Origin of the sequence: Streptomyces sp. NPDC056738 (genome assembly GCF_042790435.1) — a bacterium.
In the GTDB taxonomy this organism is placed as follows: domain Bacteria; phylum Actinomycetota; class Actinomycetes; order Streptomycetales; family Streptomycetaceae; genus Streptomyces.
This window is the reverse complement of sequence record NZ_JBHTZF010000023.1, coordinates 85,102-100,029: the sequence shown is the minus strand read 5'-3', so window position 1 is coordinate 100,029 and position 14,928 is coordinate 85,102. Positions and strand designations below refer to the sequence as shown.

General features: G+C 71.9%; 12 protein-coding genes. 5 read left to right on the top strand and 7 right to left on the bottom strand.

Going from position 1 to position 14,928, the window contains the following annotated elements:
• Positions 1-49 precede the first annotated feature (49 nt).
• Positions 50-733 (bottom strand): hypothetical protein, encoded by a 684-nt coding sequence (locus ACFRIC_RS38730; RefSeq protein ID WP_382796323.1) that lies wholly within the window; start codon positions 731-733, stop codon positions 50-52.
• 116 nt (positions 734-849) lie between these two features.
• Positions 850-2,178: a DUF2252 domain-containing protein gene (locus ACFRIC_RS38725; protein ID WP_382796321.1), complete on the bottom strand. Its 1,329-nt coding sequence runs from the start codon at positions 2,176-2,178 to the stop codon at positions 850-852.
• Between the two features lie 267 nt (positions 2,179-2,445).
• Here ACFRIC_RS38725 and dnaE point away from each other — a divergent pair, with 267 nt between their 5' ends.
• Positions 2,446-5,985 carry a DNA polymerase III subunit alpha gene (dnaE, locus tag ACFRIC_RS38720; RefSeq protein ID WP_382796319.1) on the top strand — a complete coding sequence of 1,180 codons (3,540 nt, stop codon included), beginning with the start codon at positions 2,446-2,448 and terminating at the stop codon, positions 5,983-5,985.
• A 104-nt stretch (positions 5,986-6,089) separates the two neighbouring features.
• Here the strand turns inward: dnaE and ACFRIC_RS38715 are convergent, their stop codons facing one another.
• Complete coding sequence (locus tag ACFRIC_RS38715) at positions 6,090-6,269, bottom strand: hypothetical protein (RefSeq protein WP_103554547.1); 180 nt, start codon at positions 6,267-6,269, stop codon at positions 6,090-6,092.
• A 224-nt stretch (positions 6,270-6,493) separates the two neighbouring features.
• Between ACFRIC_RS38715 and ACFRIC_RS38710 the strand changes: the two genes are divergently transcribed.
• From ACFRIC_RS38710 to ACFRIC_RS38695, 4 genes are all read left to right on the top strand, one after another.
• Complete coding sequence (locus tag ACFRIC_RS38710) at positions 6,494-7,711, top strand: NYN domain-containing protein (protein ID WP_382796317.1); 1,218 nt, start codon at positions 6,494-6,496, stop codon at positions 7,709-7,711.
• 148 nt (positions 7,712-7,859) lie between these two features.
• Complete coding sequence (locus ACFRIC_RS38705; RefSeq protein WP_382796316.1) at positions 7,860-8,834, top strand: ABC transporter ATP-binding protein; 975 nt, start codon at positions 7,860-7,862, stop codon at positions 8,832-8,834.
• An 86-nt stretch (positions 8,835-8,920) separates the two neighbouring features.
• On the top strand, positions 8,921-9,742 hold the full coding sequence (locus ACFRIC_RS38700; RefSeq protein WP_382796346.1) for an ABC transporter permease: 822 nt from the start codon (positions 8,921-8,923) through the stop codon (positions 9,740-9,742).
• A gap of 48 nt (positions 9,743-9,790) precedes the next feature.
• Positions 9,791-10,498 carry an AAA family ATPase gene (locus tag ACFRIC_RS38695; RefSeq protein WP_382796314.1) on the top strand — a complete coding sequence of 236 codons (708 nt, stop codon included), beginning with the start codon at positions 9,791-9,793 and terminating at the stop codon, positions 10,496-10,498.
• Between the two features lie 268 nt (positions 10,499-10,766).
• Here the strand turns inward: ACFRIC_RS38695 and ybaK are convergent, their stop codons facing one another.
• The 4 genes from ybaK to ACFRIC_RS38675 all read right to left on the bottom strand — a co-directional run bounded on the left by ybaK (position 10,767) and on the right by ACFRIC_RS38675 (position 14,915).
• On the bottom strand, positions 10,767-11,264 hold the full coding sequence (gene ybaK, locus ACFRIC_RS38690; protein WP_382796312.1) for a Cys-tRNA(Pro) deacylase: 498 nt from the start codon (positions 11,262-11,264) through the stop codon (positions 10,767-10,769).
• A 17-nt stretch (positions 11,265-11,281) separates the two neighbouring features.
• Positions 11,282-12,022: an LON peptidase substrate-binding domain-containing protein gene (locus ACFRIC_RS38685; RefSeq protein WP_382796311.1), complete on the bottom strand. Its 741-nt coding sequence runs from the start codon at positions 12,020-12,022 to the stop codon at positions 11,282-11,284.
• Between the two features lie 11 nt (positions 12,023-12,033).
• Positions 12,034-13,074 carry a hypothetical protein gene (locus tag ACFRIC_RS38680; protein ID WP_382796309.1) on the bottom strand — a complete coding sequence of 347 codons (1,041 nt, stop codon included), beginning with the start codon at positions 13,072-13,074 and terminating at the stop codon, positions 12,034-12,036.
• A gap of 260 nt (positions 13,075-13,334) precedes the next feature.
• A complete protein-coding gene (locus tag ACFRIC_RS38675) occupies positions 13,335-14,915 on the bottom strand; it encodes an oxidoreductase (protein WP_382796307.1) in 1,581 nt (526 codons plus the stop codon).
• Between the last annotated feature and the right edge of the window lie 13 nt (positions 14,916-14,928).

The window sequence follows — 14,928 nt, the reverse complement described above, 5'->3', positions numbered from 1 at the left end:
CACAACGTGGTACGCGGAATACGTAAGGGGGACTGCTGATGCTCAGGGTTCAGGCGGAAACGGCCCTGAGGGGCGGTCCGCGGCGTCCCAGGGAGTGCGTGAACAGTCGGGTCCGGGCGGCGGCCGGCCGGTGCGCGGTGCGGGCCGGCCGAAGGGCCGGGGCCGGCCGTACGGTCACCGCGGCGACGGCGAGCAGCAGCGGCCGGAAGGTCGAGGCGGCCACCGCGCGCACGAGCTGGTCCAGGGCGCGCTCGCCCCGGCGCAGCCACGCGGCGGCGAGCAGGCCGACGGCGACGTGCGCGCCGAGCAGCAGCCAGGCCGCGGCCGGGTCGGCGTGCGTGAGCAGGGCGGCGGCGCGGTCGGGGGCGCCGCCGGTCACCCGGGACAGCGGGGTCCCCACCGTGCCGCCGCACAGCACGTCGAGGCCGACGGAGCGCAGCGGGCCCGCGACCGGGCCGCCCGCCGCGCCGTAACAGACGTGCTGGCCGGTCGTGAACACGGTGTCGGCGGCCAGCTCCAGCGGGACGAGCAGGGCGGCGATGCGGCCGAAGCCGCGCTCGCGGCCCGCGAGCGCGAAGGAGAGCGCGAAGACGGCGGCGCTGATCGCGGCCACGGTGGTCAGCGGCAGCGGCATCCGGGACAGCAGCACGTGCGACGCGGCGGAGAGCGTCACGACGACAGCCGTGAACACGGCCGCGCGCGCGGCTCTGAGCTGGGTCCCGGATATGTCCATAGCAGAGGTGAGTCTCCCACGCGCTCCCGTAAGCGTCCCCTAAAGGGTTCCTGTGCGTTACGGGAGCGTTGTGGGGCGGCCGGCCGTGGGTGACGGTCCGTGGGCGGCCGTGTGCTCTACAGGCCCGGGATCCGTCCGTTGCGGAACAGGTCCACGAAGATCTGGTGGTCGGCTCGCGCGCGGCCGCCGTAGCTGTGCGCGAAGTCCACCAGGAGGTCGGCGAAGCCGTCCTCGTCGGCCGCGATGGCCGCGTCGATGGCCCGCTCCGTGGAGAACGGCACCAGCTCCGAGTGGCCGCTCTCGTCGTCCGCCGCCGCGTGCATCGTGGCGGTGGAGCGGCCGAGGTCCGCGACCACCGAGGCGATCTCCTCGGGGTCGTCGATGTCGCCCCAGTCCAGGTCCACCGCGTACGGGGAGACCTCGGCGACGAGCTGGCCCGCGCCGTCCAGCTCGGTCCAGCCCAGCCACGGGTCGGCGTGCGCCTGCAGGGCGCGCTGCGAGATCACCGTGCGGTGGCCCTCGTGCCGGAAGTAGCCGCGGATCGCGGCGTCCGTGATGTGCCGGGAGACGGCCGGGGTCTGGGCCTGCTTGATGTAGATCACCACATCGTTCTCCAGGGCGTCGCTGTTGCCCTCCAGAAGGATGTTGTACGAGGGCAGGCCGGCCGAGCCGATGCCGATGCCGCGGCGGCCGACGACGTCCTTCACGCGGTACGAGTCCGGGCGGGTCAGCGAGGACTCCGGGAGCGTCTCCAGATAGCCGTCGAAGGCCGCGAGGACCTTGTACCGGGTGGCGGCGTCCAGCTCGATGGAGCCGCCGCCCGGGGCGAAGCGGCGCTCGAAGTCACGGATCTCGGTCATCGAGTCCAGGAGCCCGAAGCGGGTCAGGGAGCGCGCGTCGCGCAGCGCGTCCAGGAGCGGGCCCTCGGCGGTGTCCAGGGTGAAGGGCGGCACCTCGTCGCTCTTGGCGCCGGTGGCCAGCGCGTGGATGCGCTCGCGGTAGGCGGCCGCGTACACCCGCACCAGCTCGGTGATCTGCTCGTCGCTGAGCGCCTTCGCGTACCCGATGAGGGCCACGGAGGCGGCGAAGCGCTTGAGGTCCCAGGTGAAGGGTCCGACGTAGGCCTCGTCGAAGTCGTTCACGTTGAAGATCAGACGGCCCTGGGCGTCCATGTACGTGCCGAAGTTCTCGGCGTGCAGGTCGCCGTGGATCCACACGCGCGAGGTGCGCTCGTCCAGGTACGGGCCGCCCCGCCGGTCCTGGTCGAGGTCGTGGTAGAAGAGCGCCGCCGTGCCGCGGTAGAACGCGAAGGCGGACGCCGCCATCTTGCGGAACTTCACGCGGAACGCGGCCGGGTCGGCGGCCAGGAGCTCGCCGAAGGCGGTGTCGAAGACGGCGAGGATCTGCTCGCCGCGTTGCTCGGCGCTGAGCTGCGGGACCGACATCGCTGGGTGCCTCCTGGTGCAGGTGGTGCGTGACATGACGAGGCGGGCGAGCCGCCCCGGGACAAGGGGGTCCGTCCACTTCCAACGGACGAACATACGCGGGAGTGCCCGGGTTCCGGCGTCGAACGCACACGCCGGACGACGGGCCCCCGTACGACGGTACGGATGATCCTCCGCCGAGTGTCAGTCCCGCGTCATAGACTTCGACGCTGACCCCCCAGACTGTCCGCAGCCTGTAACCGATGGTTCTTCCTGGAGGCCGAAACCGTGTCGAAGCCGCCGTTCACGCACCTGCACGTCCACACCCAGTACTCGCTGCTGGACGGTGCCGCGCGGCTGAAGGACATGTTCGACGCGTGCAACGAGATGGGCATGACCCATATCGCGATGAGCGACCACGGCAACCTCCACGGCGCCTATGACTTCTTCCACACGGCGAAGAAGGCGGGGGTCACCCCGATCATCGGCATCGAGGCGTACGTCGCCCCGGAGTCCCGGCGCAACAAGCGCAAGATCCAGTGGGGCCAGCCGCACCAGAAGCGCGACGACGTCTCCGGTTCGGGCGGTTACACGCACAAGACGATCTGGGCGGCGAACCGGACGGGCCTGCACAACCTCTTCAAGCTCTCCTCGGACGCGTACGCCGAGGGCTGGCTCCAGAAGTGGCCCCGGATGGACAAGGAGACGATCTCCCAGTGGTCGGAGGGGCTCATCGCCTCCACCGGCTGCCCTTCCGGCGAGCTGCAGACCAGGCTGCGCCTCGGCCAGTTCGACGAGGCACTGAAGTCGGCCGCCGAGTACCAGGACATCTTCGGCAGGGACCGCTACTTCCTGGAGCTGATGGACCACGGCATCGAGATCGAGCGCCGGGTCCGCGACGGGCTCCTGGAGATCGGCAAGAAGCTCGGCATCCCGCCCCTGGTGACGAACGACTCGCACTACACGTACGCGCACGAGGCGACGGCGCACGACGCCCTGCTGTGCATCCAGACCGGCAAGAACCTCTCCGACCCGGACCGCTTCCGCTTCGACGGCACCGGCTACTACCTGAAGACGACGGACGAGATGTACGCCGTCGACTCCTCGGACGCCTGGCAGGAGGGCTGCGCCAACACGCTCCTGGTGGCCGAGCAGATCGACACGACCGGCATGTTCGAGGCGAAGAACCTCATGCCGAAGTTCGACATCCCCGACGGCTTCACCGAGGTCACCTGGTTCCAGGAGGAGGTGCGCCTCGGCATGGAGCGCCGCTTCCCCGGCGGCGTCCCCGAGGACCGCCAGAAGCAGGCCGAGTACGAGATGGACGTCATCATCCAGATGGGGTTCCCCGGGTACTTCCTCGTCGTCGCCGACTTCATCATGTGGGCCAAGAAGCAGGGCATCGCGGTGGGACCGGGCCGTGGTTCCGCGGCCGGCTCGATCGTCGCGTACGCCATGGGCATCACCGACCTCGACCCGATCCCGCACGGCCTGATCTTCGAGCGGTTCCTCAACCCCGAGCGCGTCTCCATGCCCGACGTCGACATCGACTTCGACGAGCGCAGGCGCGTCGAGGTGATCAGGTACGTGACCGAGAAGTACGGCGCCGACAAGGTCGCCATGATCGGCACGTACGGCAAGATCAAGGCGAAGAACGCCATCAAGGACTCCGCGCGCGTGCTGGGCTACCCGTACGCGATGGGCGACCGGCTCACCAAGGCGATGCCCGCCGACGTCCTCGGCAAGGGCATCGACCTGAACGGCATCACCGACCCCTCGCACCCCCGCTACGGCGAGGCGGGCGAGATCCGCGGGATGTACGAGAACGAGCCGGACGTGAAGAAGGTCATCGACACCGCCAAGGGCGTCGAGGGCCTGGTCCGGCAGATGGGCGTGCACGCCGCCGGCGTGATCATGTCCAGCGAGCCCATCGTCGACCACGCGCCCATCTGGGTGCGGCACACCGACGGCGTGACCATCACCCAGTGGGACTACCCCCAGTGCGAGTCGCTGGGCCTGCTCAAGATGGACTTCCTGGGTCTGCGCAACCTGACGATCATGGACGACGCCATCAAGATGGTGAAGGCCAACAAGGGCGTCGACCTGGAGATGCTCGCCCTGCCGCTGGACGACCCCAAGACCTTCGAACTGCTCTGCCGCGGTGACACGCTCGGCGTCTTCCAGTTCGACGGCGGCCCGATGCGCTCGCTGCTCCGCCAGATGCAGCCCGACAACTTCGAGGACATCTCCGCCGTCTCGGCCCTGTACCGCCCGGGCCCGATGGGCATGAACTCGCACATCAACTACGCGGAGCGCAAGAACGGCCGCCAGGAGATCACGCCGATCCACCCCGAGCTGGAGAAACCGCTCGAAGAGGTGCTGGCCGTCACCTACGGCCTGATCGTCTACCAGGAGCAGGTGCAGAAGGCCGCCCAGATCATCGCTGGGTACTCGCTCGGCGAGGCCGACATCCTGCGCCGCGTGATGGGCAAGAAGAAGCCCGACGAGCTGGCGAAGAACTTCGTCCTCTTCCAGGAGGGCGCGCGCAAGAACAACTACAGCGACGAGGCGATCCAGGCCCTGTGGGACGTGCTGGTCCCCTTCGCCGGCTACGCCTTCAACAAGGCGCACTCCGCCGCGTACGGCCTCGTCTCGTACTGGACCGGCTACCTGAAGGCGAACTACCCGGCCGAGTACATGGCCGCCCTGCTCACCTCGGTGAAGGACGACAAGGACAAGTCGGCCGTCTACCTCAACGAGTGCCGGCGCATGGGCATCAAGGTGCTCCCGCCCAACGTGAACGAGTCCGAGCAGAACTTCGCCGCCCAGGGCGACGACGTGATCCTCTTCGGCCTCTCCGCCGTGCGCAACGTCGGCACGAACGTCGTCGAGTCGATCATCCGCAGCCGCAAGGCCAAGGGGAAGTACGGCTCCTTCCCGGACTACCTCGACAAGGTCGAGGCGGTCGCCTGCAACAAGCGCACCACCGAATCGCTGATCAAGGCGGGCGCGTTCGACACGATGGGGCACACCCGCAAGGGCCTCACCGCGCAGTTCGAGCCGATGATCGACAACGTGGTGGCGGTCAAGCGCAAGGAGGCCGAGGGCCAGTTCGACCTCTTCGGCGGCATGGGGGACGAGGACACCAGCGAGCCCGGTTTCGGGCTCGACGTGGAGTTCACCACCGACGAGTGGGACAAGGCCTATCTGCTCGCCCAGGAGCGGGAGATGCTCGGCCTGTACGTCTCCGACCACCCGCTCTTCGGCCTGGAGCACGTGCTGTCCGACAAGGCCGACGCGGGCATCTCCCAGCTCACCGGCGGCGAGCACGCGGACGGCGCGGTCGTCACGATCGGCGGCATCATCTCGGGCCTCCAGCGCAAGATGACCAAGCAGGGCAACGCCTGGGCGATCGCCACCGTGGAGGACCTCGCGGGCACCATGGAGTGCATGTTCTTCCCCGCGACCTACCAGCTCGTGTCGACGCAACTGGTCGAGGACGCGGTCGTCTTCGTCAAGGGACGCCTCGACAAGCGCGAGGACGTGCCGCGGCTGGTCGCGATGGAACTCCAGGTCCCGGACCTGTCGAACGCGGGCACCAACGCCCCCGTGATCCTCACCATCCCGGCGCTGAAGGTGACTCCGCCGATGGTCAGCCGTCTCGGCGAGATCCTCAGCCACCACAAGGGCGAGAGCGAGGTCCGCATCCGGCTCCAGGGCCCGAGCAAGACCACGGTCCTGCGGCTCGACCGGCACCGGGTGAAGCCGGACCCGGCGCTCTTCGGCGACCTGAAGGTGCTGCTCGGCCCGGCCTGCCTGGCCGGCTAGACCACCGCCGCGCGGCGGAGACACGCAGACGCATCGAGGGGCGCATCCGGTACGGGATGCGCCCCTCGATGCGTGTCTGGGCCTCAACGGCCCGCGCGGCGGCCTCAGTTGTGGCCGAAACGCCTCTGATGCTTACGGGCAACATCAGCGGGGCTGCCCTGGGCCTGCGACATCGGCGACTGCTGTGCCTGCGCCGACGACCGCTGGGCCTGCTCCTGCGCACGCTCGGCCTGCGAGGAGCGGTCCTGATGGCCGCCCTGCTTGCGATTCTTGTTCTTGGCCATGGTGATCTGCCTCCTGTGGGGGATCTAGGGGCCAGGGCCGCGACCAGATTCACATAGGCTGACAAGCAGCGCATTTCGTAGAATTACCGTGCGTAATAAGACCTGTCGGCAGGTGTTCTTCCGATCCGCCACGCCGAAGATCGAGTTCCGGCCGTTAACCTCCGCACGGTCGGGCAGACTCCAAGGAAGCCCGAAGCAAACCTCCCGGAAAGAGGGTGGATCGCGTGGACCGCTGCATCGTCCTGGTGGACGCCGGGTATCTGCTCGGGGCCGCCGCGAGCCTCCTCGCGGGGGAGCCGTCCCGATCCCGGATCACCGTCGACCACACCGCCCTCATCCAGGGTCTGCGGGAGCGCGCCGAGTCCGACACCGAACGGCCCCTGCTGCGCATCTACTGGTTCGACGGCGCCCCCGACCGCGTACCCCAGCCCGAACACCGCAGGCTGCGCGTGATGCCCCGGGTCACGGTGCGCCTCGGCGCCCTGACCCGCAGCGACGGGCGGTGGGCGCAGAAGGGCGTGGACGCCGCCATGCACGCCGAGCTGACCGAGCTCGCGCGCAACCGGGCCTGCTCCGACATCGTCCTCGTGACCGGCGACGGCGATCTGCTGCCGGGCATGATGGCCGCCAAGGAGCACGGCGTGGCCGTACACCTGTGGGCCGTCCAGGCCGCGGACGGCGACTACAACCAGTCCGAGGACCTGGTCGCCGAGGCCGACGAGCGGCGGGTGCTCGACCGTGCCTGGATCATCAAGGCGGTCCGCGCCAAGGAGGTCGGCGGGGTCTGCGCCCCGCCGCCCGTGCCGCGCCCCGAGATCGCCGCCATCCTCTCCGCGCCGCTGCCCGAGTCCGCGCTCGCGGCCGCCGCCGAGCGCTCCGCCCAGGAGACCGAGCACCACCAGGCGGCCGAATCGCCGAACGGCACCCAGGAACGGGTGCCCTCGGCCAAGGGAGTCCCCACGCCGAAGGACCTGGCCGCGCTCCGCGGACCGGGCACCCAGCCCGCCCAGCACCCCGCCAACGCCACGCTGCGCTGGTCCTCGGACAAGGGCTGGGTCGACCGGCCCGGCGCCACCGCGGAGTCCCCCGAGGCCGCCGCGCTGCCGACGCTCGCCCAGCTCACCTCCGCCGAGCAGCGCTGGGCGGACCGCGAGGAGGACATCACCACGGTCGGCGGCGACCCGTACGAGGTGGGCCAGGTCTTCGCGCGCCGCTGGATGGGACGCCTCACCGACCCGAGCCATCTGCAGAAGCTGTCGGCGATGTACCCGCGGGTCCCCCACCGGGTGGACGGCGAGCTGCTGCGCTACGCCGCCCGCTTCGGCCTGCTCGCGCACAAGGACGACCAGATCGACGAGCACGACCGGTACGCGATCCGCGCCGGATTCTGGCGGGAGATCGACGTGCGCACGGCGACGGAGCACGCGCCCGCGGGGGAGTGATCCCCGGCCCCGGACACAGGCCGCGCAGGCCTTCGCCCGGGGCCCGCCACGGCCCCGGGCGCATCCCGGGGCTCCGGACCACGTACTCTCGTCCTTCGTGAGTACGCGCACGGCACAGACGGCCCCTACGGGACAAAGGGGCGATGTCGTGTGCGCCGTGCGAGGTCTCACCAAGACCTATCCGGCCGTCCGCGGCCGCCGCGGACGACCCGCCACGCCCGAGGTCAGAGCCACCGACGGGGTACGTCTCGACATCCGCCGGGGCGAGATCTTCGGACTGCTCGGGCCGAACGGCGCCGGCAAGTCCACCCTCGTACGCCAGCTCACCGGGCTGATGCGCCCCGACAGCGGCAGCGTCGAGATCCTCGGGCACGACATCGTGCGCCACCCCGAACGGGCCGCCCGCATCCTCGCCTACCTCGGTCAGGAGTCCACCGCCCTGGACGAGCTGACCGTGTCCCTGGCCGCCGAGACGACCGGGCGGCTGCGCGGGCTCGACCTGCGCGCGGCACGGGCCGAGCGGGACGCCGTCCTCGACGAACTGGGCCTGACCGCGCTCGCCTCCCGACCCCTGAGGAAGCTCTCCGGCGGACAGCGCAGGCTCGCCTGTTTCGCCGCGGCCCTCGTCGGGCGGCGCCCGCTGCTCGTCCTCGACGAGCCCACCACCGGCATGGACCCGGTGGCCCGGCGCGCCGTGTGGGCCGCCGTCGACCGGCGCCGCGCGGAACACGGCGCCACGGTCCTGCTCGTCACCCACAACGTCATCGAGGCCGAGACGGTCCTCGACCGGGTCGCCGTCCTCGACGAGGGACGGGTCATCGCCTGCGACACCCCGGCCGGGCTCAAGGAACAGGTCGCGGGCGAGGTGCGGGTCGAGCTCGTCTGGCGCGAGAACGCCCCGCTGCACGTCCCCGAGGTCGCCGCGCTGCGGGACCGCGCCGTCGAGTCGGGCCGCCGCTGGACGCTGCGGCTCGCGCCCGAGGAGGCCCGCGCGGCCGTGGCCACGGTCACCGGCGGCGCCGCCTTCGCCGCACTCGACGACTTCACCCTGGCCACGCCGAGCCTGGAGGACGTGTACCTGGCACTCGGCGGCCACGCGACGCAGGGACTGGTGAAGGCGTGAGTGTCCAGGGCGTGGAATCCGTACGGGAGAGGGGCGTCGTACGTGAGCGGAACAGGACGGCTGCCGACGAAGGGGAGCAGTTCGACGTGAGTGCCGTACCCGCTGGAGTTCTGCCGGGCAGCGCGCTGCCCCTGGCCGAGGACGCCGGCACGGCCGCTGAGCTGGGGCCGCGGGCGCGGCTGTGGCCCTCGCTGGCCGCCGTGTACCGGGCGCAGCTCTCCCGCGCCCGTGTCGCCCGGATCCCGCTGCTGTTCGTGGCCACCTTCCAGTCCCTCGGCATCATGATCATGATGCGGGGGGTGGTGGACGGAGGCGCCGAGGCGCGGGCCGTGGTCGCCGGCTCCACCGTCCTGGTCGTCGCCTTCGTCGCGCTCAACCTGCTCGCCCAGTACTTCGGGCAACTGCGGGCGAGCGGCGGGCTCGACCACTACGCGACGCTGCCGGTGCCGCCCGCGGCCGTGGTGCTCGGGGCCGCGGCCGCGTACGCCTCCTTCACCGTGCCCGGCACCCTCGTCACCGCCGTCTTCGGCTGCCTGCTCTTCGGGCTGCCGCTCGCCCATCTGTGGGTGCTGGCCGCGGTCGTCCCCCTGGCGGGCGCCGCGCTCGCCGGGCTCGGGGCCGCGTTCGGGCTGCTCGCGCCGCGGCCCGAGCTGGCCACGCTGCTCGGCCAGATGGGCATGTCCGCGGCCCTGCTGCTGGGCGTCCTCCCGGCGGACCGGATGCCGGCCCCGGTGCAGTACCTCCGCGACCTGCTGCCCTCGACCTACGGGGTCGAGGCCTTCGCCCGCACCTTCGGCCCGAGTCCGGACTGGGCCGCCGTCGTCGGTGATCTCGCCGTCTGCGGCGGGGTCGGGGCGGTCTCGCTGGCCCTCGCGGCCTGGGCCTACCGCCGGGCCGCCGTGCGGTGACGCGGCTCCGGTGACGCGGCCCACAGCGGGGCCTGGCACGATGGCAGGGTGACCGCTCCGCTGACTCCACCTCCCCCGCCGCACGAACAGTCCCCCGAGGACCGGCGGCAACCGCACCCTGCCTGGCAGACTCAGCCCGCTCCCGGCCCCGCGGGGCACCCCGTGTACCCGGGCGCGTACGAGGTCTCCTACGGACAGGACGGACCCGGCATGAAGACCGAAGTGCGGGAGGCCGCCGTGATCACGGTCGTGGTCGCCCTCGCGGGGGCTCTGCTCGGGGTGCTCTGGGCGTGGCTGACCCCCCATGTGCCGCTGGTCGCGGACGCCACCGCGGTGTATCTCAAGGACACCGAGGGGGAGCAGGCGATCGGGGTCGACGGAACCTTCACCCTGCTCGCGCTCGGCTTCGGAGCGCTGAGCGCGCTGGTCGTGTTCCTCGTGCGGCGGCGCGGCGGTGTGCCGCTGGTGATCGCGCTCGCCCTCGGCGGACTGCTCGGCTCGCTGCTCGCCTGGCGGGTCGGGATCTGGCTCGGCCCCACGCAGAACGTGGTCGCGCACGCCAAGGCCGTGGGCAAGGGCGTCACGTTCTCCGCGCCGCTGAAGCTCGGCGCCAAGGGCGCGCTGCTGGCGTGGTCGCTGAGCGCGCTGGTGGTCCACCTCGGCCTCATGGCCCTCTTCGGCCCCCGCGACCCCGACCCGTACCAGCAGCAGCCCTACCCGGCCGCCACGCCGCCGAAGGGGCCTCCGGCCGCCTAGGGCCGCCGAAAGGACTTCAGGCCCCAGGGCCTGTCGCAGAGCCTCGGGGAGTCAGGGCCGGTCCGGACGCCGTGGGAACGGCTGCCGGGCCGGCCTTCCCGCGTACGGCGGGGGTCAGGCGGGACGGCGGCCGTGGTTGGAGCGGCCCTTCTTGATGCGCCACTTGCGTTTGCGGGTTCTCTTCGACATGCCCCTCGTGCTTAACCGAGGAAGGGGCATCCGTCGAGGGGCCGCGCGGGCCGGGCCGCCCCCGGGCGCCGCGGGCCGGTCACGTCCGTCCGACGGGTGCGGACACCGCCTCCGTGAGTTTCGCGAGGTCACCGGGGGAGAGCTCGACCTCCAGGCCGCGGCGGCCCGCCGAGACGCAGATCGTGGCGTGCCCGGAGGCCGAGGAGTCCAGGACGGTACGGAGCCTCTTGCGCTGGCCGAGGGGCGAGATGCCGCCGCGCACGTACCCCGTCGTGCGCTCGGCCGCGGCCGGGTCGGCCATCGCCGCCCGCTTGCCGCCCACGGCCGTGGCGAGGGCCTTGAGGTCGAGCGAGCCGGCCACCGGGACGACCGCGACCACGAGCGCGCCGTCCACGTCCGCCACCAGGGTCTTGAAGACCCGCTCAGGCGACACGCCCATCGCCTCGGCCGCCTCCTCGCCGTAGGACGGGTGGGAGGGATCGTGCTCGTAGGCGTGGACGGTGAACGGGACGCCCGCCTCCGTCAGCGCCACCGTGGCGGGGGTGCCCCCGGACTGCTTCTTCGCCTTCTTGGCCATCGACCTTCTCGCAAGCGTCAGTTCAGGCTCGTCGGGCCGCGCGTCAGGTCCGACGCGGGCAACGACGGCAGATTACGGATGATCGCCGTCTCCGCGCGCAGCACCCGCAGCTCCTCGCGCAGCCGGGAGGCCGTGTCGGGGGCCTGGAGCAGCCGCTGCCGGGCCGGCACGTCCAGCATCACGGCGGCGGCGACGAGATAGGAGACGACCGCCGGTTCGTCCGGCAGGTCCGCGCCGGTCGACAGCGAACGCTCACGCGCCCCGGCCAGCCGCTTCTGGTACTGCCGGAAGGCCCGCAAAACACCCTCGGCGAGCGCGCCCGCCTCGTCGCCCGGGTCCTCGGGCAGTTCCTCGAGCTCGGCCGTCAGGAACGCCCCGGAGGCGTCCACCGACAGCAGCCGGACCCGTGTCGTGCCGGTCGCCAGCACCTCGAAGCTGCCGTCGGCGCGCTCCCGGATGGTGGCCGCGTCCGCGACGCAGCCCACCTCGTGGAAGGCCGCGAGCGGATCGTCCCCGAACCCGGCGGCGGGCCCGCGGTCGGGCACGGCGCTCCCGTCGGGCATGCCGGGCGCACTGGGCGAGACCTCATGGCCGTCGCGGATGGCGACGACGGCGAATCGGCGGGATTCGTCCTCGGGCGTCTTGAGCAGCTCGCGCATCATGGCGCGATAGCGCTCCTCGAACACGTTCAGAGGAAGCACGAGCCCGGGGAAAAGCACCGAGTTCAGGGGGAAGAGCGGGAGCCGGACGGTGGTCACGACGGGAAAGCCTAATGGTCGACGGAGCGGAGGAGTCCGCCGTACCCGATCCGCGGGAGCCGGCCGGGGGCGCCGTCGCGCAGCGGAAGGCCCGAGGCGACCTCCAGACGGACCCCGTCGCGCAGCTCCAGATACTGGCCGAGCGGGTCGTCGGAGACCTTGGCCCAGGGGAACGAGGTCACGTACGGGCCGATGAGGCGGAGCTGCTCCAGGGCGTCCTGCCAGCGTTCCAGCCGGACCAGGACGTACGTCAGCAGATTGCGCACCTCGGCGGGCCACGGGTCGGCGGCGGCGTAGCAGGCCGACACCGAGATCGCGAGGTCGGCCGCGGCGTCCAGGCGCTCGCGCGGCACCTCGGGCCCGCCGCCCTCGGTCAGATAGGCGAAGGCCGCGCGCACCGGCAGCGCCTGGACCAGGGAGCCCGGCAGGGCGTCCTGCGCGGCGGGCTCGGCGAAGTCGAAGCACTCGCTGTGCGAGCCGTACCAGGCGGCGGAGAGGTACTGGAGCGCGGCCACGTGGCAGCCGTAGTGGTGCGGGGAGCGCCGGACGGCCTCGGCCCAGAGCTGCTCGAACTCGGTGTGCCGGACGTTGGTGCCGCGGGCGTGGTCGAGGGCGATCCGCCACGGCACCGGGTCGCGCGGGGCGCCCTCGGCGGCGGACGTGATCAGCGGGCCGACCTCGCGCAGCAGTTCCACCCGGGCGGGGGACTCCCAGCCGCGGCGGACGGCCAGTTCGGCCCTGACGAGGAGGACGTCCGGGTCGTGCGGGTCGTCGGCCTGCCACTGCCGGAGCCATTCGTCGCGGGAGCGGGCGAAGGCGGCCAGGCGTACGGCGTACCGGTCGCGGTTCTCCCACTCGGCGGACTCGCGGGTGGCGGCCAGCAGTGCCGCCGCGGGGGCGTAGTCGCCCTGGGCCGCGGCGACCAGCGCGGGGCCGAGGCGGTGGTCGGGGGCGTCGAGCATCACCTCCTCGTCGGCCGGCATTCCGGCGGCGAGGCGTGAGGTGTGCCGTGCCATCCGGGCGGTACGGAGGAGCGCGCTCAGCAGTGCCATGGTGTCGACCATTGAAAACCGCAGGTCGGAGCAGGGCCAGAGGCGATCGGTGACGCTTTCGTAAAGCCGATTGGTTGTGCGCGCCGGGGTCAAGGACCGGTAAAAGCATGTCGGCCCATCAGATGTGCGGGAAGTCACCCCGCCGGATGGGCGGGAAGGCGCCTTGTCGGACTGCGGGACCCCGTCGGATGTGCGGAAGCACACGCTGTCCTCGCGACCCCTGAGCGGCGGTTCGGCCCCGGCCGTGTCCCGGGACGGCGTCAGCCGCGGCGCAGCAGCCGGGTGGCGCCGGCTGCCACCGTCGTGGCCAGGATCCAGCCGAGGAGGACCACCACCGCGGCCAGCCACTGCCAGCCGCCGCGCAGTTGCCAGAACCCGGCCTGGCCCAGGTCGATGACCGGCAGCAGCAGGTCCAGCGCGTACAGCGAGGCGTTCCAGGCGGGGTGCCCGTCGGTGTTGACCGGCCGCCGGTCGGCGTGCGCGAAGGCGATCGACGTCGCCGCCCACAGCACCGCCATCCACAGGGCGGCCCGGCCCGGCCGGTATCCGTAGGCGACCGTCCAGTCCTGGGCGTAGCCCCAGAGCTTGGCGGCCGGCGGCAGGGTCTCGCGGCGGCGGCGCTGCTTGGCCAGCAGCACCTCGCGGGCGTCCTCGTCCTCACCGGAGTCGCGCAGCACGGCGGCGAGGCGCTCGTACGGCTCCGGGGCGTACTCGGCGGTGGCCGCCGCCACCCACTCCAGACGCCGGGTCAGCGGGAAGGCGCCCTGCGGGACCAGGTTCTCGTACGTGAAACCGCCCATGTGCAGGCTGCCGGGGCCCGGCCAGCTCGACGCCCGGTCGACCAGGTTGACGATCCGCGCGCCGGACAGCACGACCTTGCCGCGTTCGGGCCGCTCGCCGAGGAAGCGCAGCTCGGGCGTCTGGACCCGCAGCAGCGACAGCCCCTGATCGTCGTCGAAGGCGAAGCGGGCCCGGTCGAGGTCGACCGCGTCACCGAAGCGCCCGTCGTCCAGACGGATCCCGCCCTGGCACTCGAACCGCTGCACCAGGGTGCCTCGCGCCGGGGTGGTGCCGCTGGTCACCAGCGGATTGCCGAGGCCGGCGGGAGTCATGTAGAGCGTGCGGTTGACGGTGAGCTGGGGGGCGTTGAGGGCGAGCCGGGTGTACGGGTTGCGGAGCCTGCTGCCGCGCAGGCTCAGCGACACGCCGACGGTCGCGCCGCGCAGACTGAGCTCACCGTGCGACTCCAGCATCTCGGCCTGGAGGTCCTGTCCGACGGTCATGCCGTCGCCGGTGATCGACTGCCCGCGCCGGTCCCGGTAGACGACCGCCTGGTTGAGCAGCAGATCCGTGCCGATGTGCGCGTCGGTCAGCCGTACCCCGTTGTGGAAGTGGCAGCGCGGCAGATGCAGGTCGCCCTCGGTGTGCAGCCGGGCCGCCTCCAGCCGGGGCACCGCGCAGTCCACCAGCCGCAGCGTCGTGAAGCGGGACTCCGGCAGCAGCACCTCCTTCTCGAACCGGCACCCCTTCAGCTCCACGTACGGCACCACCGTGCCGCCCGCGAGGTCGAGCACGCCGGTGATCCGGACGCCCGTCAGCTTCAGGGAGGCGACCCGGCCCTGGAGGGCGGGCGGCCCGTCCAGCAGCAGCCAGGCCACTATCCGGGCCCGGACGCTGCGCTCGGGACCCCAGGGATGGCCGCCGTGCGGATCGTCGACGGCCCTGTCCCCGCTGCGCAGGTCGTACACGCTGCCGTTGCGGAAGGCCTGCCACATCCCCGCCTCGGCGGCGGTCAGCTCGTCCGGCAGGTCACCGGCGCGCAGATCGGCACCCTCGGTCACGGCATGTCACTTC

Bases quoted from the DNA above. Each gene is read 5' to 3' on its own strand.
- ACFRIC_RS38730 (WP_382796323.1), bottom strand. From the start codon at position 733: ATGGACATATCCGGGACCCAGCTCAGAGCCGCGCGCGCGGCCGTGTTC.
- ACFRIC_RS38725 (WP_382796321.1), bottom strand. From the start codon at position 2,178: ATGTCGGTCCCGCAGCTCAGCGCCGAGCAACGCGGCGAGCAGATCCTC.
- ACFRIC_RS38715 (WP_103554547.1), bottom strand. From the start codon at position 6,269: ATGGCCAAGAACAAGAATCGCAAGCAGGGCGGCCATCAGGACCGCTCC.
- ybaK (WP_382796312.1), bottom strand. From the start codon at position 11,264: ATGGCCAAGAAGGCGAAGAAGCAGTCCGGGGGCACCCCCGCCACGGTG.
- ACFRIC_RS38680 (WP_382796309.1), bottom strand. From the start codon at position 13,074: ATGGCACTGCTGAGCGCGCTCCTCCGTACCGCCCGGATGGCACGGCAC.